Consider the following 23,743-nt stretch of genomic DNA (forward strand, 5'->3'; position numbering starts at 1 on the left):
ATGAGGCGGGGTTAAATATGAGCGACTTTTTATGTAATAAGCAACGCCAATACCGCTAGGTATTGGCGTCTAATGATTCTAAAGGTAATTACTCTACTGGTGCCCAGACTTTGTAATCAACCTCTACATCTTCCTGGGCATAAACAACCAAAGGAAGCTTTGAGTTGTAGCGCAGCAGATCACTGTGGAACTGCAACTCTGTATCTGCAGCTTCTTTCTCACAAGCCATCATAGTGCTGGCATAACTAGTTTGTTTTTCCAGTACGTAGTAGGAATAACCCCATCCTTCCAGCGAACGTCGCTCGATATCCATCGGCAGCGCTTTGATGTTGCAATCCACCTTCATGACACTGTTAGCGACAAGTTGTACGCGGCGGTCTAGATTTTCATTCTCAACCGCATCAAGCTGAATGACGTGCTTAGTAAAGCCAGGCATTTCAGGGAACATTTCAGCGTTATCGCTTGCGAAAACGTGTGGGGCTGAAATCAATAGCACAGCAGTCAGAAGTGTCTTTTTCATGGTTATTCCTATTATTTTGGATTCTCTACTTTTATACCGAAGTTACCATTATATCCTGAACCCATGCTGTTCCGTTTAACTCACAGGTATTTTTCTATCGGGAAAAGCTGTAAAAATCGCGACTTTACTCGATCCCACTGGCTTGTATCGGGCTCGCTGTCCCAGCTTTGTGTACCGGAATACCACCTGACATTGCCATCGTCTAAACTCAATCGCCAACTGTTTTCGTCTTCCATCGCCACCTCAATATCGTCAGCCAGTGAATCAGCAATACTTTCATTTTCAATCACCAGAATAGATTCGGTATTGAGATAAGTTGAACGCAAATTAAAGTTGAATGACCCGACCGCAGCGATTTGCCGATCAAACACAACGGACTTTGAATGCAGGCCATAAGGTGTTATCGGTGCACATTTAACAGCATCTTTTGTAGATTGCTCACATAACCTGGTTTCTGGTTTTAGTTCAAACAACTGCATACCATGTTCTAGCATACCTTGACGCCGCCCCGCATAACCCGAGTGATTAGTAATAAGGTCATTCGAGACCATAGAGTTGGTCAATGCACTTACCTTAACACCATCATTCGTTAGGTCTTGAAGACTATCCAAATGGCCATCATCGAAAACTAGATATGCCGATTCCACAACAATTTCTTGTTTTGATTGCAGGGCTAAATCCGCCAACACCCTTGCCGTCTTCTTGGGGGTGTCGGTATTTGCCACATCATCTGGAACAGGTTGGTCGGCAACATAACGGGCTTTGACCCAAGTGAACTCACTCATCAACTCCTCGAGAAAACGCTGAGCAGCTTCTTTCCCTTCGGGCAATGCCGGGTAGTGTTTATAACGCGGCGGATAAATCCGATCTAAATCCGCCAATTCGATAGAGGCCTCTCCACCAAGCATACTAACAGGATAAGACCATCGACTGTCCCAGTATTCAACAAAACTCAATTGAATATCATTGACCACCGCCCCCGAAACCAACACATCACGGTCACGGAAATTAATGTCATCGGAAAGATCAAAATATTCATCACCGATATTACGCCCGCCAACAACAGACATCGCACCATCAGCGGTGAAGGACTTGTTGTGCATACGGCGGTTCAAACGGGAGAAATCCCCCAGTACATTGAGCCACTTTGCCACGCCTCTCCGGGTAGGAATGGGGTTAAATACGCGTATTTCAATAAAAGGGTGAGCATCGAGCGCTGACAGCATATCTTCTCGTTCATTGAGGTTGATATCATCAAGCATGATACGTACTTTTACCCCACGATTTGCTGCGGCAATCAAACGTGATGCTAGGTACCTCCCTGAGCGGTCTGAATTCCAAATATAGTACTGAATATCAATGCTTTGCTCAGCAGTTTCGATAAGGGCTAAACGCTGTGCCAATGCGTCCCAACCGGTATCTTGTATCACAACACCGCTAGGCGCCTGCTCACCATCATCAAGCTGATTGGCGATAGCCAGCGTTGATAAAGTCGTTTCCTGCTGAACCGCAGGTGGCTCTGAAGAGTGATTAACTTCATCAGACAAGGATGCGCAACCATGCAGAAAAGTGATTAAAACAATGGTAAAGCTTATGCGTTGCAGCAGTGGCATGTATTAGAGTTCCTTTTTATTACGAGTATCCCATGACGGCTTTATTAGTGCGACATGGGTCTTAATCCATAAGAAATTGTATACCAAGAAGGGAAATAAAAGATGAGTAAAAACAACTAGTCCGAGATAAGCAGGAAGTTTCGCTTATTCTCTAACCAACAAAACTGAACACACACAAAATGAAAGGAAGGCTTGCAACAACTCGTGCGGCTTTTATTGCATTCTCTTTGAGCCGCTCTGATTGCATTTCGATATCCAACAGCATCTTTTCTTCCGATGGCGAAAGAGGGACCAAGGGGGGAGCCTCAACTTCTAGCGTGGCTTTCTGGTTAATTTTTTCTATCGCAACTTTTGCCTTAATGTCTCCTTCCATTAAGGCTCGTTCAACTAATTCATCAACTTTGTTGCTCAGCATCGTCCAGTCCAACCCCATGCAAAGAGATTACTTGGATATGGCTCTATTGCCGGTAATTTTTGACTGTAGAGTATTTCAGCTTAACCGGACGCCTGATTGGCCTATCGTAACCATAAATATCTTCTCGCAATTGTAGTTGATTATTCTCATCAACCCACGCGGTTACATAAGTTACATCCACATCTAGCTTACGCGGTAACGTAATAGTATCGGTCGAACCATCACTAACAAGTTGCTGATAGTTACGCCAGCTTGGGCGCTGCTGGTAATCCAACACATATTCTGCCAGTTCTGCAGCCTTTTCTACCCGTACACATCCTGAACTTAGGTTGCGCTTGGCTTTGTTAAATAAACTACGCGTCGGTGTGTCATGCAGATAAACCGAGTAGTCATTGGGCATCAGGAATTTCACGTTACCAAGTGCATTGCCACTGCCTGGCCTTTGCATAAACTCATAGGGGAATGTATGAGGGTTGACGTTGCTCCACTCCACCATATCTGGCGAGATCTCAGTGCGATCCCGCCAGCTACGGATCATGGTTAAGTTCTTCTGCTGCAAATAATCTGGCGATGCCTTCATACCGGGGATCACATCTTTTTTCTTAATGGTCTCTGGTACGTTCCAGCGGGGGTTGACCACCATGATATTCATTGAAGAAGAGAACAGGTTCGTTGGGCGTGTTGTCTGCCCGACAATGACTTTTGACTCAAAAACGACTTGCTGGTTATGGGTGATCTGCAATCGATAGTCGGGAATATTAACCCGGATACTTGGACGTTCATCACCGGTTGCACCCAGTTGGCTGCGATAATGATTCAAGGCGATTAAACGAGCGACCTCTTGATAAGGCAAAGCAATTTGCCTAGAGGTAGAGGGGCCAAGGATACCATCATCCTCCAGTCCATTCCTTAACTGAAACCGGCGGATAGCTTGGTTAACAACACCGCTATTTGAAATCGTATGTTGCTCCCTAGCAATCAAGTAATCATCGATATTAATATCACCGTAAGTATTTAACACATCAAGTAAAGCGTGACCATTTGGTATCGCTTGTCCTTGCTTGATTAAACCTCGTTTCAGTGGTTGATAGCCGTGAGGCGCCAAGTCATTAAACGAACCAGCAAGATGAATTGCTGTCTTGGTTGATGAGGGCAACAAAAGGTCGGCATAGAGCTGATTTAAAAATCGCGTTTGCTCTAAGTCAAAATAGCCATAGCTAGAGGTGAAAATAGATATTTCACTCTGATTCAATGGTTGTACATTTTGATGCCGGAATAATATGGTTGGCTTGTTTTCAATACTCTGCTCAATGACTTTAAGAATGAAATAACTGTCTGTGGCAAGAATATCAAACCCACGCTTATCCTTACGGGCTTCTAACCCTTTTAACTCTGACAAGCGTTGGTTTGCACCTGAAAACAAGCCAGAAAGATGCAAAGCAGAGAGTTTAGAATATAAACCTTGACGCAGCGAGCTATCATCCCAAACCGGTAAGAATCCGTTGTTTACATAGACTTTTTCGGTCAATTCGGAAAAGCACACTGAACCGGCCAAGTCCGGACAAATCTGCTGAGAGCTATAGATAGCATTAGGGTCAATTAAAGAATAATCCAGCCTCACGTCCGTGTTAACAGGCTGTGCACTGATGGCATTAACATAAAAATAACCGCCTAATAAGAAGGCAATGTTTACTGATGGTATTTTTTTTCTTTTATTAGCGCAAAACATCACGAATTCCCGATCAGATAAACCCAAGCTGCTGTCGCTTCCTGCATTGCAGCATCAAACAAATTCGTTTTGCTTCATCCTTGTTATATCAAGTTTTAGTCAAAAAATTGACAAACCAGCAACTTTTTGACCGCTTAATTTCACAAAAAAATGACTTATTTTTATTTAAGCACTTCAAATTACATACTTTATTTTTCTTACAAGGACTAACAAAAAATTCGTGATCAAATCCGCGAGATTTCCTTTTTGGAAATTGAAGTTTGAGTTCTTTTCACTTCAAGAAACAGTCATGCCGATTTATGTTATTAACCATAATACAAACATGGTTAATAACATGAGCATTCAAGATAAATTCAAACAGATCATCACAGATCCGACTCTTTCACCCAAGCAGAAAAGCCAATACTTAGCATTGGAAGCAGATGCCAGCCTGCCCTACCTAGAAATTTCGGAGTCGGTTAAAACCGCCATAGAAGACAACATCTTGTGTGATATGTTTGAAGGCAATGCCCCGTTCAAGCCTCGCTACGTGCTACCCGATTACGCCAAGTTTCTAAAACAAGGCTCTGAATATCTTGAACTGCCACCTGCACAGAATTTTGACGAAGCACTTAACCATCTCTCGATCATTTACCATCATGTGCCATCGGTCACCAATATTCCGGTTTATCTTGGCCAACTCGATGATGTGCTGCTGCCTTACACAGAGGGATTAGACGCAGAAACGATTTACCGTAAATTGCGCTTATTCTGGATCATGCTTGATCGCACCCTGCCAGATGCTTTTATGCACGTGAATATCGGCCCGACCGATAATGTCATCTGCCGGACAATCTTGCGCGTAGATGCCGAACTCAAGCAGGTCGCTCCAAACCTGACCTTTATGTATGATCCTGAGATCACCCCAGACGATCTACTTCGCCAGGCCAGCCACAATATTTGCGAGTGCAGTAAACCGCATATTGCGAACTATCCTATCCACGCTCAAGCTTATGACAACAGTGGCTTTGGTATCGTGAGTTGCTACAACTCTCTGCCTTTAGCGGGCGGTGCAAATACCTTGGTTCGCATGAACCTTAAAGAAGTCGCCAGTAAAGCCTCTTCTAGCGATGACTTTTTTCGCACAGTCTTGCCGAACTACTGCCAAACCATGTACGAGCTAATTGAAGCTCGCTCTGCTTACCTACATGAAGAGTCTGGTTTCTTTAACAGTTTCTTAGTTCAGGAAGGTCTGATTGCTGAAGAGCGTTTCGCGCCAATGTTCGGCATCTATGGCATGGCAGAAGCCGTTAATATCTTGGTTGCTAAAGAGGGTCTTGACGGTCAATACGGCCACCAACAAGCCGCGAATGAGCTAGGACACCGTATTTCCAAAACCTTAAGTGACATTGTCACATCTACACCAGTGAAATATGGCTACCATGGTCGTGCCCTACTACATGCCCAAGGTGGTATCAGCCTTGATGACGGTGTTACACCAGGTGTGCGTATCCCATATGGCACAGAACCGGATCCGGTTAGCCATATCCAAGCGCTAGCAGAACATCACCAGTACTACACATCGGGCATCAGCGATATTTTGACTATTGATGAAACCGTCAAATCAAACCCTGAAGCTATGTACCAATTGTGTAAAGGTGCGCTGGCTATTGGCTTCCGCGAATTTACTGCGAACGTGCACTCCAACGATTTAGTGCGCGTGACTGGTTATATGATCAAACTGTCTGATATTGCCAAATTCAAAGAGCAAGGCTCTCGGACCAACACCACTGGTCTGGGTGCAGAAGCTGCAGCGAACACGGGGATCCTTAATCGTAAACCACGAGTTGTGAGCCATGAGCAAGCGCCGCGCTACTGCGACAGTCAGTAAGATCCTCAACTTCTCGTGTGTTGACGGGCCTGGCAACAGGCTCGTCATCTTTCTGCAGGGGTGTAACTACCAGTGCAAGAATTGCCATAACCCGCACACCATCGGTAACTGCAACCATTGCGGGGATTGCGTAGCCCCTTGCCCAGCAAATGCACTATCGATAAGCGAAAGCAAGATTCGGTGGAATGTCGAGCTTTGTACCCATTGTGATCGCTGCTTGGAAGTTTGCCCGAACCAATCCAACCCCAAGACCCAGCAAATGGGTGTTGATGATGTACTGCAACTTGTCCGCAAGCATCAGCTGTTTTTATCTGGAGTCACTGTTAGCGGTGGCGAGGCAACGCTTCAGCTGCCTTTCATTGTTGAGTTGTTCAGCGCCATCAAGGCCGATCCAGCACTACACCATCTGACTTGCATGGTTGATACCAATGGTAGCCTGAGCCAAACCGGATGGGAGAAACTACTGCCGGTATTGGACGGTGCCATGGTGGATTTGAAAGCCTGGCAGAAAGAGACTCATCAGTGGCTGACAGGGCGCAGCCATCACAGGGTTATGTGTACTATAGATAAGCTCGCACTGCACGATAAACTGGAAGAAGTCCGTTTACTGCATATTCCGGGTTTTACCGACTTCGAGCAGGAAATTGACGCCCTAGCCCATTTCTTGGGCTCGTTGCCTGAACGAACAACTATTAGGCTCAATGCGTTTCAGCATCATGGTGTGGTCGGTGAGGCGTTGACATGGAAGACATGTAACCAAGAACAGATTGAATCATTAGCAAATGGTCTTCGCCAAAGAGGAATAGAAACCCTTTATCGAGAACCCATTGGATAATATTAATTGATGACCGGGCCTATTGACCCAGACTCATGCGATACCGCAACGATCTGCTCATATAGCCACCGCTGGGCGGGATCGTTCATACTAGGCTGGTGCCAAACAAGGCTGTAAGAGACTTCACCGTAATTAAAAGGCAGTGGCTTGATGATCAAATCTTTGGCCTGCAACGCGACATCCGCCCACTGGCGCGAACAGGTAAACAGTAAGTCACTGTGATGGCACATCAAGGCCGCACCACCGAAATCAGGTACATTGACTGCAATTTTCCTTTTTTGATGCTGCTGAGCAAGCTGAAGCTCGAAAAATGGCACATTCAAGTCATTATCGGTAATACCGATATGGCCATAACTCAAATAATCATCAATAGTCAGGGCTTTATCTGCCAAAGGATGATTGGGGTTCATCAAACACACCATTTCATCATCCAGTAAGGTTTCCCATACCAGATTGTTCTGGGTGCTCGGTGGCTGGCTTTTATCGTGCGGCAGGATAATAAAGTCCAATTGGCCTTTGGCAAGGCTGTCAAAGCCCATGTTATCCCGCGACCAAATCTCCAATCGCATTCCCGGCGCTTGCTCCAACACCCTAGCGCTGAGCTTAGCGGCCAACAGCTCAAAGGTACTCTCACGCATTGCCAACGAAAAACGTCCTTGGTAAGACGCAGGATCAAAAGCCTCCTGCGTCAGCATCTGGTTCATCTCATTGATCATCTGGTGCACGGTCGGCCCTAAACGTCGTGCGAGAGGCGTGGCGACTAGCTGGTTGCCATGGCGGTAGAATAGCTCATCGTTCAGGCTTTCCCGCAGCTGGGTCAAAGTCTTACTGACAGAAGAAGGGCTAAGGCACAGCCGCTCAGCACTGGCAGTGACACTGAGCGTGTCTAGCATCACGTGAAGTGTGATGAGATGCTTCATGCTGATTCGGGACAGTTTGATTAAATCCATAAGCCTTAGTATCTAGATGAACTACAAAAAAGCCAGTAGATTATCTACTGGCTTGTTTCATAATAAATTATTCTGGAAGGGCGTCAAATAAAGATTAACGCAGACCGTTCAGAAATTCGGCACGGGTGGCAGGGTTTCGCTTGAAAATGCCGCCCAATGCTGTCGTCGTGGTCGTGCTGGTCGCGTCCATTACACCGCGAGCTTTCACACAGTAGTGGGTAGCGTCCATCGTCACTGCCACATCATCGCTTTCCAGCAATGTCTGCAAGGCGACGAGGATCTGCTGTGTCATTCGCTCCTGAACCTGGGGGCGCTGAGCGAAGAAACGGACAATACGGTTGATCTTAGACAAGCCAATGATCTTACCGCGAGGAATATAGGCAACGGTCGCCGTACCATCGATAGTCACCAAGTGGTGCTCACAGGTACTGGTCAGGGTGATATCTTTCACACGAACCATTTCATCACACTTCATCTTGTTTTCGATGACAGTGATCTTTGGGAAGTTGGCGTAATCTAGGCCAGAAAACACTTCATCAACATACATTTTCGCGATTCGATGGGGAGTCTCAACCAAGCTATCGTCGGTTAGATCCAGTGAAAGAAGCTCGAGGATCTCACGCATGTGATACTCGATTTTTTCTTTCTTCTCTTCGCGGCTTACCACCTTGTCAGTCATCGGGGTTTCTAAGCCACGTTCAACCAGTGCTTGGCGCACCTTCAATGCAGATTCGCTAAATGCAGTCATTCTTTTCCTCCAACCGGCTGGGCTTAAGGCAAACATCAAGTACTTTAGTTACTTATATGTATAAATCGTGCCCAAATACGAGTGCCAGCAAACTTTGAGACGGAAGGATACCCGTAATTGATCAAAATTACACTACAAAACTAGTCAGGTATTAGTGCTAGTGACCTTTTTTTGTCATAATTACCCCACTAAAACCTATAACGACAATAGACGGATACCTATTATGGGATGTTGTGACACTCCGGGCTTAATGCCAGTCGAAACCGCACTGACGAAAATTCTTGACCAAGTTGAACCACTGAAAGACGTAACCTCAGTTTCTCTTTCCGAGGGTATGGGCTTGGTACTTGCTGAAGATATTTGTTCGCCAATTAACGTGCCTCCTTTTGCTAACTCGGCAATGGACGGTTATGCCCTACGTAGTGAAGATTTGGCAAACACCGATACCTTGCGTATGGCAGGTAAGTCATTTGCCGGTATCCCTTACGACGGTGTTTGCCAACCAGGCGAATGTATCCGCATTATGACCGGTGCCCAAATGCCAGAAGGTGCCGACACCGTTATCATGCAGGAAGAAACCGAAGTCGACGGCGACAACATCCGCTTTACGGCTAAAGCATCCCACGGTGAAAACGTCCGCCCTATCGGTGATGATGTCCACCAAGGAGATGTGGTTGTCGCCAAAGGCAACCGTATTACAGCTCGTGAGATGCCCCTGCTGGCTTCACTGGGTATTGCCACCTTGCCAGTATACCGCCGTCCAGTCGTTGCATTTTTCTCAACCGGCGATGAGCTTCGCCCAGTTGGCGAGCCATTGGAAGCCGGCCAGATCTACGACAGCAACCGCTATGGTATCCGTGCACTACTGGAAAAATTCGGTTGTGACGTTATGGATCTGGGTATTATTCCAGACAGCCCTGAAAAGCTACGCGAGGCATTTGATAAAGCCACAACGGCTGATGTGCTAGTTACCTCCGGTGGTGTTAGCGTGGGTGAAGCGGACTACACCAAAGATATCCTAGATGAACAAGGTGAAATCGGTTTCTGGAAAATTGCGATGAAACCGGGTAAGCCGTTTGCCTTCGGTACTATCAAGAACACCTGGTTCTGTGGCCTTCCAGGCAACCCAGTTTCAGCAATGGTAACGCTTTACCAATTGGTACAGCCAATGCTCGCCAAACTGTCGGGTCACAGCCAATACCAGCCACCGCAGCGCCTGAAGGCCAAAGCAACAACGGTATTCAAAAAGCGTCCTGGCCGTGCTGATTACCAACGTGGTATTTACCAAATCAACAGCGATGGCCAAGTTGAGGTCGCGACAACGGGTAACCAAGGCTCAGGCGCATTTAGCTCAATGCACCAAGCCAACTGCTTTGTGGTACTCGAGCAAGATCGTGGTCGTGTGATGCCGGGTGAAGACGTCACCATCGAGCTTTTCAACCACGCCATGTATTAATCAATGATTGTGTCCGCTATTTTTGGCGGACACAACACTCCCTATTTAGAACTCCCTACAGGAATACACAGTGGTAGAACTTACCGACGCAGAAATGCTGCGCTATAACCGCCAGATTATTCTTAAACAATTTGATTTTGACGGCCAAGAAGCGCTAAAAGCCACTTCCATGCTTATCCTTGGTGCTGGTGGATTGGGTTGTGCGTCAACCCAGTACCTTGCTGCGGCTGGTGTTGGCAAACTGACGTTGATTGATGACGACAAAGTTGAGGTATCCAACCTTCAACGCCAAGTTCTGCACAACGACAGCACGGTCGGCATGTTAAAGGTCGACTCTGCCAAACAGGCACTGCAGACAATCAATCCAAATACAGTGATTGAAACTATAGCCAAGCGCCTTGATGACGAAGCATTGAAAGCCCTGATTGAGCAACATGATATGGTGCTGGACTGCTGCGACAACGTGGATACCCGCAACCAGTTAAACCGGTTATGTTTCAAGACCAAAACACCGTTAATTTCGGGTGCTGCCATCCGTATGGAAGGCCAGATCAGTGTCTATACCTATCAAAACGATGAACCTTGCTATCAGTGTCTGAGTGCCCTCTTCGGCCAACAAGCCCTGACTTGTGTAGAAGCCGGGATCATGTCACCTGTTGTCGGTATTGTTGGTGCGGTACAAGCAATGGAAGCCATTAAGGTAGCCGCCAATATGGGACAGCCGTTAACAGGCAAAATCCTTATGTTAGATGCCATGACAATGAGCTGGCGGGAAATGAAGCTGGGTATACAACCAAGTTGCAGTGTGTGTGGTAACTAATTTCTTTGAGCCAGCCGTTAACAGGCTGGCTTTATTATTGGCACTATTGAGCGATTATCCTCAGCTCATCGTGGCAAAATTTCCTTCAATATCACTAAGCCACTTCGCCCGCTTAGTATCATTGGTAAACTTCACATAGGTCAGATTAATCCATTTACGGTTCTTGATACCTATTTTCCAGAAAGTCCCCAACAACATCGCCTTTTTAATCGCATTGCCAAACAACAGACGATAAGCCAAAGACGGTGTATTCATGGTGGTGATCATAGTAACGCCATTTAACTTGGACAGCTTACTAAACATTCGTGTTCCCTTGTCGTTATAGTCATAAGCAATACCGGGGAAGATAAGTTTATCGATGAATCCTTTAGTCAGCGCAGGCATCAGCTCCCACCAGATCGGGAAAATAAACACCACGTGATCTGCCTGCTCTATCCGTTGTTTGTAATCCAACACTTGCTGATCAAGCATACAGTAAGCCCTCTCCGATTCGGTTCTTGCCAAGGTGAAGGCTTGTAGATCTTTCGCTCTCATCACAGGATCAAACTCATCTTTATCGAGATGAATCACATCAATTTCGTGGTGCCCTTTTGACACCCCTTTTTTCACTGATTCCAAAATTGAATTACAAAAGCTACCTTCATAAGGATGGTTAAAAACAATTAAAACACGCATGGCACTCTCTCTTCTTCAATAGCAATTGCAGCTATGTTAAGAGAGCTAAAGAGATAACAACGATAACATATGTTATCAATCTACTCTTTTCGGCACCGTATCCGACTTAAAGAGACTGAGGTAATACCCAAATAAGACGCTATATAGTGTTGCGGTACTTTTCGAATCAGATCAGGATGTTGCTTGACCAATTCTTGATATCTTTGCTGAGGCGTATCTTTTATTCGGGAAAGAAAAAGCCTTTGATAGTGCCTTAGCCGTTCAGACATCAACTGGAACATTGCCCTTGAACGGACCTGACACGTCAAGCTGTCGCTTCAAGTTCTCAACCGAAACCTCATAGACTGTTGATGGCAAAATAGACTCAACCGTATAAGGACTGGGTTCATTGAACATCAGGCTTTCAAACGATGACACAAATTGACCATTCATAAAGAATTGGAAAGAAACATCCTTTCCGTCATGGTTAAACCAAGAACGCAAGCAGCCATGCTCTATGAAATAGATAGATTTTGCTGTTGCCCCCTCTTCGATAACAGTTTCTTTTTTCTTTAACTCGATACGCTTCGCATAAGGTTTCAGTTCGTGCCAGATATTTTCGATACTGTCCATTATCAGCCACTCATCGTTTTGCTCTGAATCCAGCAACTGAAGTCACTTGGGTATATTATATTCTTTTTGACTGAGCTAACACATCTAAGCCCATCATATTATATTCACCAAATGTATGGTTTTGTATGGATCGCCGATCAGGGCAATGAATAATATTAAATTAATGCTACTATCCCAAAAACATAATGAACAGTGTTTTATAGGGCGCATATAATGAAAAAAATGGGACTAATCGCATGTGGTTTGAGTGCATTGCTACTTGCAGGTTGTGCAACCCCGTATGATACCGATCGTGACTCTTTCTGGTCATTCGGCAAAGGCTTTGAAGTCACTCCCCTTGCACAAGATACTTGGCAAATCAGCTTCATCGGTAACGAAAACACCGACCGTACTCTGGCCAGAAACTACCTTCTTCACAAAGCAGCCGAGCTAGCCCAAGGCGCCGGTTACCCATACTTCGCACTGCGTGGCGAGCAGAACTTCCGTGATCAGACTGGTAGTTCTTCTGGTATCGGTTACTCTAGCAACGACTTTCTTTACGGTATCGGCAGCACTATTTCAGAAACCACTGTGATGGTTGAAGTGATCGGCATGAATGAGAAGCCCGCTGAAAGTAGCCTTCCTGTTTATGAGTCAGACTTCATTTTGAAAAATGTAGATGTTAACTCTTAATCTACTTCCCTCAGCTAAGCCAGTGCTCTATCGCTGGCTTAGTCAGCATTTTCTTTGGCGTTACCCATAGTAACACTCTTAATTACAGTGATATTTCCTCCAGTAGCTAATGCTGCATAAATGGGAATTTATTTTTCCCTGCCATTTTTGTGCAAAACATCAAATTAAAACATTAACTATCTGTTTTAATTAAATTAAATAACCAAATTCTCAAGAAAATTATCACCCTATACAAGCACTCAATAACTTATCGATATTTCGAAATCGATTTTTTAGCGTGACTCTGCCCACATAATTTGAGAGCACTGTGATAAATACTGAAAAAAAGAATAAGAAAAAAGTATTCCCATAGCAGATAGCTAACTGAACAGATTTAATATCCTTATTAAATAACAAATAAGGAAAATAGCATGAAGCTATCAAAAATAGTTCTCGCAGGACTATGTACTATTGCAATGACCAGTAATGCGAAACCTTTAGCTGACTACCCATCTCAACCATTAGAAAATGAGAGTAAAGTTGTCGCACTTTATGGTAACTCTTACACTCATTACAACAATCACTTAAACACACGATTAAGGGATTTAACACGATCCTTGAAACCGAATGGTGCTGAGGGATACAGTTACCGTGGCGTTACAATTTCAAGTGGCCGCTTAGGGTGGCATCAAGATAATTTGAAGTTTCACTATACCTTAGGTGATTGGGATACTGTCATTTTTCAAGGCCACTCAAGCGAACCAATCACAGCCAATGAGCAAAGCCGCAACTACTTTGAGAAATCAGCAAAACAAATGGCTAACTACGCTCAAAGTAAAGGTTCTCAGGTCGTATACCTTATGACATGGGCTAAGCAATCAGAACCTGAAAAGTTTGATGATCTTGCAGAAGCTTATATTAAAGTTGCAAAAGATACCCAAGGTTATGTTGCACCAGTCGGTTTAGCCTTCCAAGCAATGATTGAGCAGTACCCTGACATCAACCTCTACCACAGTGACGGTTCTCACCCATCGCTCGCGGGGACGTATCTTGCTGCAGCCACTTTATATGCAACTCTTTACAATGAATCCCCAGTCGGTGGTGCAACACCGGTTGACACAGATATGGATCAAGAAACTGCGGCTGTTATACAGCAAATTGCTTGGGACACAGTGGCTGACTTTAGGGAAAATCACTATTAACCAATACAAATTGATTACAACGCAGCCGTTAAAAGAATACTAGTACCCCTCAGTGAATTCATATTTCACGTTTTTAAATTCATGTCATTGCCGGTGCTATTGCTGGCAATGACCTCTCGTAAAGACAACTACTAAAATCCAACCCTAAAAGTAACCTATCTATCAGATAACAATAAATAAGCGTGCTAGATAGCACAATCACGCCCGTATTAAATATAAAATTTAAATAAAACGAGTATAAATTATTCCAAATTTAGACGGATTATTACTTATCAAAGTTTCTACTAGCCTTAAACCATCCATCTTTTCCACATTTAAAAAAATTAAGCAATAAATTATTCCTGTTTCACTGCTTATTTGGAATATTTTAACTTGTGATTTTTATCGCAACAAAATAAGTTCCACCTCGATAGCATCCTCTCAAAACACGCACTGTTGATTTCATATATACACTCACAGTTTGAACATAAAAACTCTATATTTCATAACCTTAAAACACCAACGCGACTTTGGTGAAAAAGTAGAAGGAAAAACCATGAACCGGGGCTTGAAACTCTCTTTATTAGCATTGAGCTGCCTAGCTGCACTTAGCGGATGTAATGATTCATCGAATTCACAATCGATAAATGATAAAGCGCGAGAAATAACTGAGCAAATGACCCTTGAAGAAAAAGTTGCCCAGAAAATCATTATGTCTTTCCGTTATTGGTGTGATGATAGCGACCCAGAATGTGTCGATGGTCTCACTGAAATGAATGAGAGCGTCCGCCATGTGATTGGAGAAAATAAAGTCGGTGGCGTTATCTTATTTAGCAGCAACCTCGTTGATATAGACCAAACTGCCGAGTTGATATGGAACATGCAAGACGCGGTTGCCGATGATCAAGAAGTTGGTCTGTTTGTTACCATAGACCAAGAAGGCGGTAATGTGGTTCGCCTACCACGCGATCAAGCAACTAATTTGCCAGGCAATATGGCGTTGGGCTCAGCATACCTTAACAGTAACGATCCACAACTTGCCTATGATGCCGGGAAGGTACTCGGCAGTGAAATCAATGCTGTTGGTTTCAATGTGAATTTCGCACCGGTTGTAGATGTTCAGTCTAACCCCCTAAACCCTGTGATCAATGTACGCTCTTACGGAGAGGATCCTGAGCTCGTCGGCATCCTTGGCGGACAAACGGCTCAAGGTATGGCATCAGAAAATGTCATCGGTGCCTTCAAGCATTTCCCTGGCCATGGCGATACAGAAAGTGATTCCCATTACGGTCTTCCTGTCGTTAACAAAACGAAAGAAGAAGCCTATGCCATCGACTTGGCTCCCTACCAAACCGCCATTGAGCAAGATATTGCTCCAGATATGATCATGACAGCACACATCCAGTATCCGGCACTGGACGACTCCATGATTACCAGTAGCAAAACCGGCGAAGAGATGATCGTTCCGGCCACCCTTTCCTACAAAATTCAAACCGAATTACTCAGGGAAGAGCTTAACTATCAAGGACTGACCATCACGGATGCCCTAGACATGCAAGGTATCGCTGATTACTTTGAGGAAGCTGACGCCGTCATAAAAACCTTCCAGGCTGGCGTCGATATTGCTCTGATGCCAACTCTATTCCGTACAGCCGGTGACGAAGGCAAACTGGGTAATTTGATCGACGATATCGTTGAGGCCGTCCATCAAGGCGAACTCTCAGAGGATCAGATAGATCGCTCTGTTGAGCGGATCATTGCGACCAAACTGAAACGTGACCTACTCAACACAGGCGGCGAACAAGACCTTGCGGAAATTCAAGATAATGCTAGGAACTTGATCGGCAATTATCAGCACCAAGCCATCGAAAAGGATATCACCGACCAAGCAATGACCCTCATTGCCAATGAAGGCAACAAACTACCATTGGGCATAGACGCCATCGGCAAGGTTCACATCATCATGCCTGACTACGGGGAAGGCAACAAGTCAGAAGCCCTTGAAGTAGCTTTGAAAGCACAGGGCGTTACTGATATCTCAGGTGTGTTGATCGCCGATACTGATGAAGACACTGAGAAATCGAATATTGATAACGCAGATACCATCATTATCGGCACCGCCGCTACGGAACCCTCGCCTGTTGAGGATAATGGTGACACCCTAAATCGCATCAATAAACTGAGTGCTTCCAGCATAAACGGCTCGTTGGTATTCAATGTCGATGAACCCAGCCTCAAGGCCCGTGCATATGAGGAAATCGACGACAATCAATTCGCCTTCAACATGATGGCATACGCTTACAATAACAATAAAAATGTTATCCACCTTACCCTAAGAGCCCCCTATGATGTGGTTAACTTTGCTCAGGTTTCCCACAGTGCAATTGCCACCTACAACTACTACGGCACAGATGAAAAAGGGGTAGACCTCGGTGCCAACGTGATGGACTCGGTGGCCAGTATTATCCTCGGCGATCTAAACCCTTCAGGGAAATTACCAGTCAACATTTTCGAGCAAAATGATGACGGCTCAATGGGTGATTTGAAATACGCCATCGGCCACGGCCTCAGCTACTAACCCTCCATTGCCCTTGCCTCTTTGGCAAGGGCATTTTTTATCAGCGAGAAAACACCAGACTTATTATTGATAAGGAACTGTCATGAAATACTTACTGTCCGTATTGTTGCTTGCGGGTACCCTGCTTATCAGCGCATGCGATGATGATGACACTACCGTAAACCAGCGCTCCGTCGGCGCAGACCAAATGGAACAATACATCCCCTACCTCGAAGGAAAGCGAGTCGGCTTAGTGGTTAACCCAACATCACGGCTTGCCAGTGGTGAGCACCTTATTGACAGCATGCTTGCCGAAGGCGTCAACGTAACAACCCTTTTTGCCCCTGAACATGGTTTACGGGGAGAACAAGATGCCGGTGAAGAGGTCGAGGATGGAATCGACCCTGAAACGGGACTACCAGTAATATCACTCTATGGCGATCATAAAAAGCCAACACCTGAAGATTTGGAAAATATCGATGTCATGGTCTTCGATATGCAAGATGTCGGGGTGCGCTTCTATACCTATATCAGCACAATGCAACTAGTCATGGAGGCTGCTGCAGAAAATAGCCGCCAGGTAATGGTTCTTGATCGCCCAAACCCTAACGGAAGCTACATTGCCGGTCCAATAATGGAAGATGAGCACGCTTCTTTCGTCGGCATGGCTCCTATCCCAGTTGTCCACGGCCTTACCATCGGCGAACTCGCTTTGATGATCAACGGGGAGCGCTGGCTGAGCAACGGTGTTTTTCTTGCAGAAGCTGATCTGCAAATTGTAGAAGTGCCTGACTACCACCATAGCATGCCTTACTCGCTCCCTGTCGCCCCTTCACCTAACCTACAAACGGATGAGTCAATCACTTATTACCCAACATTGGGGCTTTTCGAGTCAACCACCATCAGTGTCGGACGCGGCACCGACACACCATTTGAAGTAATCGGCTATCCCGATGAAAACCTGAAAATCAACTATGAATTCCAGATCGCTGATGATGACTCTGCCTGGCCGCAGCAGGGGCAGTATGTCTACGGAGAAAGCTACCGTATTGCGCCTCCTGCTAACACCAAGTTTACGCTGGAGCCCTTTTACCGCTGGTATTGGAATATGCGGGATTTAGGCTACACCGATGAAGAAATTGTGGATCGTCCTGAGTGGCTTGCCCAGCTCATTGGTACAGAAACAGTGATGGAACAAATTCGCCTTGGCACACCCTATCTAGAGATAGAGCAAAGCTGGCAGCCTGAACTTGAGGCATTCCAGCAACTCCGCGATACCTATCGCTTATACCCAGACTAAATAACAGCGAAGCCGGACGATAAATCCGGCTTATCTCTGAAATGATAAACCCCTCTCATTTATTGCCAACTTTCTTTACCCCGCCAGCATTCGAACTAAGCTTAAGTAAAACAACAAGTTAAACTGAAACATAGAGGGCATTCCAATGCACGACATACTGACTGTTAGCGTAACCGTCTTTATGGGTTTCTTTGCCATCATGAACCCTATCGCTAACACCGCTGTATTTATCGGCTTAACCAGCAATCAAACCCAGCAGCAACAGAAGGCAACAGCATTCAAAGCACTGTTTACCGCCTTTTGCATTGTTGCGGCTTTCTGTTTGCTTGGTAAAGGTATTTTCGAAGTCTTTGGTATCACCCTACCTGCACTGCGAATTTCAGGAGGGATTTTAGTGTTCTTAGTGGGTTATCACATGTTGCAAGGCAGTAGCTCTTCAATGCACAGTGAACAATCAGAGGGAGACAGCAATAATTCAGCTCCAAGTGATGGTCAGGACGTGGCGATATCACCGCTTGCTCTCCCTATCCTAGCGGGGCCTGGAACCATAGCAACAGCAATGAACTATTCCGCAGCAGGCGGTTTTTTAAGTATTGCTGTTACCATTTCAGCCTTTGCACTGTTATGCCTTATCAGTTTGGTTTGCTTTATTTATGGCCAGAAACTGGTGAGCTTGCTTGGAGAGAATGGCATCAGTATTGTTACTCGACTGATGGGATTGATCCTTACCGTGATCGGCATGCAAATGGGTATTCAGGGTATACATGATGCACGTGAATTACTGAACCAAGTACCCAATTAGTTATTACCCATATAGCTTTTATCTAAATTGCTTTTTCCCCAAACACCTTGCCCTGTGCTCGCTTTGCTCTAATCAATGCGCTGGAAATAATGGCCAGGGGTTTTACCGAAATGCCTTTTGAACAGGCTGTTAAACGCACTCAAACTCACAAAGCCAACATCAAGCGCGACAGTTGTAACAGGCTGTCCTGCCGCAAGGCGCTTCAAAGACTCAAATAACCTGATCTGATTTCGGTATTCGATAAAGGACATGCCCATTTCTTGCCGGAATAAGCGGCTTAATGTGCGGCTGCTAATACTCAGGGTATCTGCCCATTCACTGAGCGATTGGTTGTCTGCAGGGTGAGACATTATAGACTCACACACAATCCCCAGCCTTTTATCTTTAGCAAGCGGCAAACTAAGTTCGGCTTGATCGGCAATTTTAAGCTGATCCAACAACACGGCTACCATCCTTTCTTTCTCGCCAGTATTACTTTGTGCAAAACGGCTTGAGGCCATAAACGCAATGATTTCACCCAGCAAGCTCGAAACATTCACTACGGTACTGGTATTGGAGAGTTGAGCTAAATACTGGCGCTTAAGATACACGTTCCTCATTTCAGCAAGCCCATGCATTTCCACCTTATGGCTAACTCCAGCCGGTATCCAGACAGCCCTTTGTGGCGGGATCACCCATAGGTTTTGCTCCGCCTCTACCACCATCACCCCACTGCAGGCATAGACTAATTGGAAATAATCATGGTTGTGCCAATCGATGGTATATCCATCGGGGTAAGTTTTTGGCACCACTACTACAGGGATATCTGCGTGTAGAAAATTGATCTCTCGTTTCATCCTCAATGTGTCTCAAATGAGCAATAAGTCGTCTTGATACAGACTATGAGACAAAACCTAGCTCTGTAAACTGTTTTCTATCGATTAGCAGCTAGAAACAAACTAATGCATAAATACCATTTCCAGCTCATGAACCTTGGGCATGCACTGAACCACTTCTTCATTCTGATTTTTCCAACCGCAATTTTGGGGATCCAGCAAGACTGGGGAATGCCTTACAACGAGTTACTTCGCTTGGGTAGCTTAGGCATGTTGGCCTACGGTCTCGGATCATTACCTAGCGGTTGGCTGGGCGATCGCTGGAGCAAAAGAGCCATGATGTTACTGTTTTTCTTCGGCATGGGTTCCGCCGCAATACTTACCGCTTTCGCGCAAACCGCAATGCAACTATCACTCGGGATCATCGCGATTGGATTGTTTGCTTCTATATATCATCCCGTTGGCATTGCCTTAGTATTCGCCACCACCGAAAAAACAGGTCGAGCTATTGCAGTCAATGGGCTCGCTGGCAATATCGGGCTTGCTTGCGCTGCTGTGGTGACGGCTTATTTGACCCAAACGGTTAGCTGGCAAGCTGCTTTTCTCTTCCCCGGCATCATTTGTGTTCTCACCGGTGTGGCCTATATCAACGTGTCAAAGAATGTGTCCTACCAACAGCCGAAAAGGAAACAACAAACACCGGCGAAGCAAAACAAACTACTCCGTTTGCTCTTGGCGATTGCCATCATAGCCACATTTGGCGGCCTCGTTTTTCAAACTATCACGGCTGCACTACCGAAGATCCTGCAAGACACCTTTACCCTATCCCTTAGCAAGATTGGCTTTCTTGCAACAGCCATTTTCACCCTAGCGGCTTTTGCCCAACTTATCATTGGCGAGTTGCTCGATCGCTTATCAGCAAAACTACTTTTATTCTGTGTAGTTAGCGGACAAGCATCCTTCCTAATATTGGCCTCAGTAACATCTGGGTGGACTCTGGTAATTTGTTTAACTGGACTCGTTTTCTGCACTTATGCACAAATCCCGATTAACGATTGGCTTATCGGCAAAAGTACCTCAGATAAATGGCGTTCAACCGTCTACGCCGTGAAGTATATGTTGAGCTTTACTACCGGCCCTGTTGCCTATTGGCTGATTGCCTATAGCTATTCAACTCAAGGCGAAAACGCTAGCCACTTCTCGTCCTTGTATTGGCTGTTGGCCGGAGTAATGTGCCTATCAATGGCCGCGGTTGCATTGATGCCAAGCGGAAAAACCTCTATTGGTAAAGCTGAACAACAGAGCCGTTTTTCATAACCACTAGGCACTGACCAATAAGCACTAAAAAGCCGGACATAAGTCCGGCTGTATGTTCAATCACTTCTAGTTCAAAACGACTTACTGCATTAAATACAGATCACGGGTATAACGCGCTTCCGCTGCGTTAGTCTTTGAATAACCACCGACTTTCGTATTCTTCAGCACAGAGCGGGTGTAGTGATAAAGCGGAATGGCTGGCATCTCTTCGGAGAATACCTGCTCAGCCTGTTGGTAATACTTGTTGCGCTCATCATTACTCGGTGACTGAATTGCTTTTGCCATCGCCTCATCATACGCATCGCTCGACCAACGCGAGTAGTTCATACCCGTACTTTCGAAATACGACAAGAAAGTTGACGCTTCGTTGTAATCTCCCACCCAAGCATAACGGGCAACCGTAAAGTCTTTCTGACCCAGTTTCTGCAGGAAGGTTTTCCACTCTTGGTTAGCTAAGTTAACCTTGGCGCCCAAGGTCTTGTTCCACATTGATGACATGACAATCGCCAGCTTCTTGTGGGACTCAGAGGTGTTGTACACCAACTCAAACGACAGAGGGTTGGACTTATCAAAGCCGGCTTCTGCCAACAGCTCTTTGGCTTTCTGGTTTCGCTCTTTCTGGTTTAGCTGTCCCCAAGCCAGTTTCGGCGGTACAAAACCATCAACCGAAGGTGGTGTGACCCCATATGCAGGTACCTGACCCTGACCAAGAATCACCTTAGTGACAACGTCACGATCAATCGCATATGCCAAAGCTTTACGAACTCTTGGATCATCAAATGGCGCTTTACTGACATTGAACAAATAGTAGTAAGTGCCGAGTGATGGCATGGTCAACAACTCGTCCGGGCGCTGCTTTTTGATCGCATTGTATTGCTCAAGCGGGAATGACGAAGTGATATGAATTTCACCAGTTCTAAAGCGGTTGTACTCGGCTGTCATATCCGCGATTGGCAAATACGTCACCTTGTTAATCACTGTTTTATCGTTGTTCCAGTATTGCGGGTTGCGCTCTAACACAATACGCTCGTTGAGCGTCCAATTCGCGAGCTTATACGCGCTGCTGGTAACAATATTTTCAGGCTTGGTCCATGCATCACCGTGGGCTTCGATTGCTGGGCGATATACAGGGAAAGTTGACTCATGCACCATCATTTTCACGAAATACGGCACGGGTTTATCAAGGGTAACCTGCAGGGTTTTGTCATCTAGCGCTTTTACCCCAAGTTCATCAACCGGGAGTTTTCCTTCATTGATTTTATCTGCATTAAGAATATGGGCGGTACTCAAATACCACGCATAAGGCGCCCCCGTCTTAGGGGCAACGACTCGCTTAAAGCTGTATTCAAAATCACTCGCAACAATCGGCTCACCATTTGACCATTTAATGTTATCGCGCAGGTGGAAGGTGAAAACTTTACCGTCTGCTGATTGCTCCCAATGTGTGGCCAGCGCAGGAATGATTTCGCCATCAGGGCTTTGGGTAACCAGCCCTTCGAACATATCGGCAATAACTCGGGCACTTGAGGTATCTGAAGAATAAGAAGGGTCTAACGTCGGAACTTCATCGCCATTACCACGAACTATCTCCTGCATTTTGGCTAACGACACATTGGCGGGAACATCTGCAGCCCAAGTCGGGCTTGCCGTTAACAGAGCGACAGCTGCGGCGATCACTGTTAGCTTACTTCCTTGCATAATCTATCCTTGTGATGTGTGTATGAAATGGGTTTAAAAGAGTTAAACCGCTCTTAACATACACATATATTCACTTTGTTGATATGCTACCGCTCACAAAAAAGCCGGAGATAAACTCCGGCTTTTGAATCAATATCATAACCATTTACTGGTTAGTTATCGTTCAAGCGAATTCCATCACGTTCGATGATAATGAGTCCTTTCTTGTAAAGGCCACCGATGGTCTTCTTAAACGTCGCTTTACTGGTGCGGAACTCTTTGAAGATCGCATCTGGTGATGACTTATCACTCAAAGGCACGAAACCGCCCTTGCGCTCAAGCGTCGTTAGGATTTTATCAGCCAAGTCATCAACCTTGGCCTTGCCTGCTTTCTGTAGCGACAGGTTGATCTTACCGTCTGGGCGGATCTCTTTAATGTAAGCTTTTAGCTTCTTACCAGGGAACAGCTTACCGAATGATTCAGTCTTGAACAGCAGCCCCCAGTGCTGCTCTTCGATCACTGCCTTGTAACCCAAGTCGGTAATTTCGGCGATCTGCACCTGTACTTCTTGACCCACTTTATAGTTAGCCGGTGTCTTGTCTAGGAAACGGTTGAATTTGGTTGAACCCACAATACGACCTGATGCTTTGTCAGTATAAACACGCACCATGATATCCTGGCCTTCATCAAGGCGACGGCGCTGTTCACTGAAAGGTACAAGTAGATCTTTCTCTAGGCCCCAATCAACAAATGCACCCACACCACAGATACCGACAACACGTAACAGGGCAAAGTCACCTACTACCGCATAAGGCTGTTTGGTGGTGGCAATAATGTCATCTTCAGAATCGAAATAAACAAAAACTTCCAGCTTATCCCCCAGCTCAGTGCCAGTAGGAACAGACGCTTTAGGCAGCAGGATATTGCCAAAGTCTTCACCACCATCTAGGAATACGCCAAAATCTACCAGCTTGACGACCTCTAGCGTGTTGTATTGTCCAATTCTAATCATTCTTTCGACACTCTCTGGGTAAATAAAACGGCTTGTTTATCTCACAGCCGACAGCATGCGTTGGTCCGCCATGCCTTCTTCGTAACATCAGGCGGCGCATTATACGTGATGTTAACCCAATACGCCTGACCTATCTTTCATTTTTTGCTTACTTTTCACCCTAATAAAGCCACAAATACCAATTATC

Annotated in this window: 21 protein-coding genes; 10 read left to right on the forward strand and 11 right to left on the reverse strand. The window is 45.5% G+C overall.

The genetic code is table 11. The annotated features are described in order from the left end of the window. Window positions 1-88: 88 nt before the first annotated feature. From ACXAD4_RS10245 to ACXAD4_RS10260, 4 genes are all read right to left on the reverse strand, one after another. The gene (locus tag ACXAD4_RS10245) at window positions 89-520 is read right to left on the reverse strand and encodes an ecotin family protein (protein WP_475241116.1); all 432 of its coding nucleotides are present in this window, start codon (window positions 518-520) and stop codon (window positions 89-91) included. 80 nt (window positions 521-600) lie between these two features. Next, window positions 601-2,133: a phospholipase D family protein gene (locus ACXAD4_RS10250; RefSeq protein ID WP_475241117.1), complete on the reverse strand. Its 1,533-nt coding sequence runs from the start codon at window positions 2,131-2,133 to the stop codon at window positions 601-603. Between the two features lie 151 nt (window positions 2,134-2,284). Further along, entirely contained in the window at window positions 2,285-2,548 is a 264-nt protein-coding gene (locus ACXAD4_RS10255) for a hypothetical protein (protein ID WP_475241119.1), read from the reverse strand. Between the two features lie 43 nt (window positions 2,549-2,591). Next, on the reverse strand, window positions 2,592-4,277 hold the full coding sequence (locus ACXAD4_RS10260) for a L,D-transpeptidase family protein (RefSeq protein ID WP_475241120.1): 1,686 nt from the start codon (window positions 4,275-4,277) through the stop codon (window positions 2,592-2,594). Window positions 4,278-4,599: 322 nt separating this feature from the next. Between ACXAD4_RS10260 and ACXAD4_RS10265 the strand changes: the two genes are divergently transcribed. Further along, entirely contained in the window at window positions 4,600-6,147 is a 1,548-nt protein-coding gene (locus ACXAD4_RS10265; RefSeq protein ID WP_475242755.1) for a YjjI family glycine radical enzyme, read from the forward strand. Then, window positions 6,113-6,982, forward strand: coding sequence for a YjjW family glycine radical enzyme activase (locus ACXAD4_RS10270; protein ID WP_475241121.1), 870 nt, complete (start codon window positions 6,113-6,115; stop codon window positions 6,980-6,982). The genes ACXAD4_RS10265 and ACXAD4_RS10270 overlap by 35 nt, the downstream gene beginning before the upstream one ends. Window positions 6,983-6,984: 2 nt before the next feature. On the opposite strand, the gene ACXAD4_RS10275 is transcribed toward ACXAD4_RS10270, so the two are convergent. Beyond that, complete coding sequence (locus ACXAD4_RS10275; RefSeq protein ID WP_475241123.1) at window positions 6,985-7,932, reverse strand: LysR family transcriptional regulator; 948 nt, start codon at window positions 7,930-7,932, stop codon at window positions 6,985-6,987. Window positions 7,933-8,026: 94 nt separating this feature from the next. Beyond that, on the reverse strand, window positions 8,027-8,680 hold the full coding sequence (gene folE, locus ACXAD4_RS10280) for a GTP cyclohydrolase I FolE (protein ID WP_187460343.1): 654 nt from the start codon (window positions 8,678-8,680) through the stop codon (window positions 8,027-8,029). 223 nt (window positions 8,681-8,903) lie between these two features. Between folE and moeA the strand changes: the two genes are divergently transcribed. Both moeA and moeB read left to right on the forward strand, forming a co-directional pair. Next, the gene (moeA, locus tag ACXAD4_RS10285; protein WP_475241124.1) at window positions 8,904-10,136 is read left to right on the forward strand and encodes a molybdopterin molybdotransferase MoeA; all 1,233 of its coding nucleotides are present in this window, start codon (window positions 8,904-8,906) and stop codon (window positions 10,134-10,136) included. A 70-nt stretch (window positions 10,137-10,206) separates the two neighbouring features. Beyond that, window positions 10,207-10,956 carry a molybdopterin-synthase adenylyltransferase MoeB gene (moeB, locus tag ACXAD4_RS10290; protein ID WP_475241126.1) on the forward strand — a complete coding sequence of 250 codons (750 nt, stop codon included), beginning with the start codon at window positions 10,207-10,209 and terminating at the stop codon, window positions 10,954-10,956. A gap of 60 nt (window positions 10,957-11,016) precedes the next feature. Here the strand turns inward: moeB and ACXAD4_RS10295 are convergent, their stop codons facing one another. After that, window positions 11,017-11,631 carry an NAD(P)H-dependent oxidoreductase gene (locus ACXAD4_RS10295; RefSeq protein WP_475241127.1) on the reverse strand — a complete coding sequence of 205 codons (615 nt, stop codon included), beginning with the start codon at window positions 11,629-11,631 and terminating at the stop codon, window positions 11,017-11,019. A gap of 261 nt (window positions 11,632-11,892) precedes the next feature. Beyond that, the gene (locus tag ACXAD4_RS10300) at window positions 11,893-12,243 is read right to left on the reverse strand and encodes a Crp/Fnr family transcriptional regulator (RefSeq protein ID WP_475241128.1); all 351 of its coding nucleotides are present in this window, start codon (window positions 12,241-12,243) and stop codon (window positions 11,893-11,895) included. A gap of 213 nt (window positions 12,244-12,456) precedes the next feature. On the opposite strand from ACXAD4_RS10300, the gene ACXAD4_RS10305 reads away from it, so the two are divergent. From ACXAD4_RS10305 to ACXAD4_RS10325, 5 genes are all read left to right on the forward strand, one after another. Beyond that, the gene (locus ACXAD4_RS10305) at window positions 12,457-12,915 is read left to right on the forward strand and encodes a CC0125/CC1285 family lipoprotein (protein ID WP_475241130.1); all 459 of its coding nucleotides are present in this window, start codon (window positions 12,457-12,459) and stop codon (window positions 12,913-12,915) included. Between the two features lie 410 nt (window positions 12,916-13,325). Beyond that, complete coding sequence (locus ACXAD4_RS10310) at window positions 13,326-14,096, forward strand: SGNH/GDSL hydrolase family protein (protein ID WP_475241131.1); 771 nt, start codon at window positions 13,326-13,328, stop codon at window positions 14,094-14,096. Window positions 14,097-14,631: 535 nt separating this feature from the next. After that, window positions 14,632-16,653: a glycoside hydrolase family 3 protein gene (locus ACXAD4_RS10315; protein ID WP_475241132.1), complete on the forward strand. Its 2,022-nt coding sequence runs from the start codon at window positions 14,632-14,634 to the stop codon at window positions 16,651-16,653. Window positions 16,654-16,735: 82 nt separating this feature from the next. Then, on the forward strand, window positions 16,736-17,932 hold the full coding sequence (locus tag ACXAD4_RS10320) for an exo-beta-N-acetylmuramidase NamZ family protein (RefSeq protein WP_475241134.1): 1,197 nt from the start codon (window positions 16,736-16,738) through the stop codon (window positions 17,930-17,932). A gap of 145 nt (window positions 17,933-18,077) precedes the next feature. Then, window positions 18,078-18,734: a MarC family protein gene (locus tag ACXAD4_RS10325; RefSeq protein ID WP_475241135.1), complete on the forward strand. Its 657-nt coding sequence runs from the start codon at window positions 18,078-18,080 to the stop codon at window positions 18,732-18,734. A 68-nt stretch (window positions 18,735-18,802) separates the two neighbouring features. Here ACXAD4_RS10325 and ACXAD4_RS10330 read toward each other — a convergent pair whose 3' ends face one another. Beyond that, window positions 18,803-19,570 (reverse strand): AraC family transcriptional regulator, encoded by a 768-nt coding sequence (locus tag ACXAD4_RS10330; RefSeq protein ID WP_475241136.1) that lies wholly within the window; start codon window positions 19,568-19,570, stop codon window positions 18,803-18,805. A gap of 105 nt (window positions 19,571-19,675) precedes the next feature. On the opposite strand from ACXAD4_RS10330, the gene ACXAD4_RS10335 reads away from it, so the two are divergent. Continuing rightward, on the forward strand, window positions 19,676-20,866 hold the full coding sequence (locus ACXAD4_RS10335; protein ID WP_475241137.1) for an MFS transporter: 1,191 nt from the start codon (window positions 19,676-19,678) through the stop codon (window positions 20,864-20,866). A gap of 81 nt (window positions 20,867-20,947) precedes the next feature. Here the strand turns inward: ACXAD4_RS10335 and ACXAD4_RS10340 are convergent, their stop codons facing one another. Together ACXAD4_RS10340 and ACXAD4_RS10345 are read right to left on the reverse strand one after the other, a co-directional pair. After that, window positions 20,948-22,564 carry a peptide ABC transporter substrate-binding protein gene (locus ACXAD4_RS10340; protein ID WP_475241139.1) on the reverse strand — a complete coding sequence of 539 codons (1,617 nt, stop codon included), beginning with the start codon at window positions 22,562-22,564 and terminating at the stop codon, window positions 20,948-20,950. 152 nt (window positions 22,565-22,716) lie between these two features. Further along, a complete protein-coding gene (locus ACXAD4_RS10345) occupies window positions 22,717-23,556 on the reverse strand; it encodes a CvfB family protein (protein WP_475241140.1) in 840 nt (279 codons plus the stop codon). Between the last annotated feature and the right edge of the window lie 187 nt (window positions 23,557-23,743).

The organism is Photobacterium sp. AWH4_225, from assembly GCF_056158405.1.

Coding starts and splice junctions, on each gene's coding strand:
- ACXAD4_RS10330 (WP_475241136.1), bottom strand. CDS start 19,570: ATGAAACGAGAGATCAATTTTCTACACGCAGATATCCCTGTAGTAGTG.
- ACXAD4_RS10315 (WP_475241132.1), top strand. CDS start 14,632: ATGAACCGGGGCTTGAAACTCTCTTTATTAGCATTGAGCTGCCTAGCT.
- ACXAD4_RS10345 (WP_475241140.1), bottom strand. CDS start 23,556: ATGATTAGAATTGGACAATACAACACGCTAGAGGTCGTCAAGCTGGTA.
- moeA (WP_475241124.1), top strand. CDS start 8,904: ATGGGATGTTGTGACACTCCGGGCTTAATGCCAGTCGAAACCGCACTG.
- ACXAD4_RS10340 (WP_475241139.1), bottom strand. CDS start 22,564: ATGCAAGGAAGTAAGCTAACAGTGATCGCCGCAGCTGTCGCTCTGTTA.
- ACXAD4_RS10305 (WP_475241130.1), top strand. CDS start 12,457: ATGAAAAAAATGGGACTAATCGCATGTGGTTTGAGTGCATTGCTACTT.
- ACXAD4_RS10320 (WP_475241134.1), top strand. CDS start 16,736: ATGAAATACTTACTGTCCGTATTGTTGCTTGCGGGTACCCTGCTTATC.
- ACXAD4_RS10335 (WP_475241137.1), top strand. CDS start 19,676: ATGCATAAATACCATTTCCAGCTCATGAACCTTGGGCATGCACTGAAC.
- ACXAD4_RS10325 (WP_475241135.1), top strand. CDS start 18,078: ATGCACGACATACTGACTGTTAGCGTAACCGTCTTTATGGGTTTCTTT.
- folE (WP_187460343.1), bottom strand. CDS start 8,680: ATGACTGCATTTAGCGAATCTGCATTGAAGGTGCGCCAAGCACTGGTT.
- ACXAD4_RS10255 (WP_475241119.1), bottom strand. CDS start 2,548: ATGCTGAGCAACAAAGTTGATGAATTAGTTGAACGAGCCTTAATGGAA.
- ACXAD4_RS10270 (WP_475241121.1), top strand. CDS start 6,113: ATGAGCAAGCGCCGCGCTACTGCGACAGTCAGTAAGATCCTCAACTTC.
- ACXAD4_RS10275 (WP_475241123.1), bottom strand. CDS start 7,932: ATGGATTTAATCAAACTGTCCCGAATCAGCATGAAGCATCTCATCACA.
- ACXAD4_RS10260 (WP_475241120.1), bottom strand. CDS start 4,277: ATGTTTTGCGCTAATAAAAGAAAAAAAATACCATCAGTAAACATTGCC.
- ACXAD4_RS10250 (WP_475241117.1), bottom strand. CDS start 2,133: ATGCCACTGCTGCAACGCATAAGCTTTACCATTGTTTTAATCACTTTT.
- ACXAD4_RS10295 (WP_475241127.1), bottom strand. CDS start 11,631: ATGCGTGTTTTAATTGTTTTTAACCATCCTTATGAAGGTAGCTTTTGT.
- ACXAD4_RS10265 (WP_475242755.1), top strand. CDS start 4,600: ATGGTTAATAACATGAGCATTCAAGATAAATTCAAACAGATCATCACA.
- ACXAD4_RS10310 (WP_475241131.1), top strand. CDS start 13,326: ATGAAGCTATCAAAAATAGTTCTCGCAGGACTATGTACTATTGCAATG.
- ACXAD4_RS10245 (WP_475241116.1), bottom strand. CDS start 520: ATGAAAAAGACACTTCTGACTGCTGTGCTATTGATTTCAGCCCCACAC.
- ACXAD4_RS10300 (WP_475241128.1), bottom strand. CDS start 12,243: ATGGACAGTATCGAAAATATCTGGCACGAACTGAAACCTTATGCGAAG.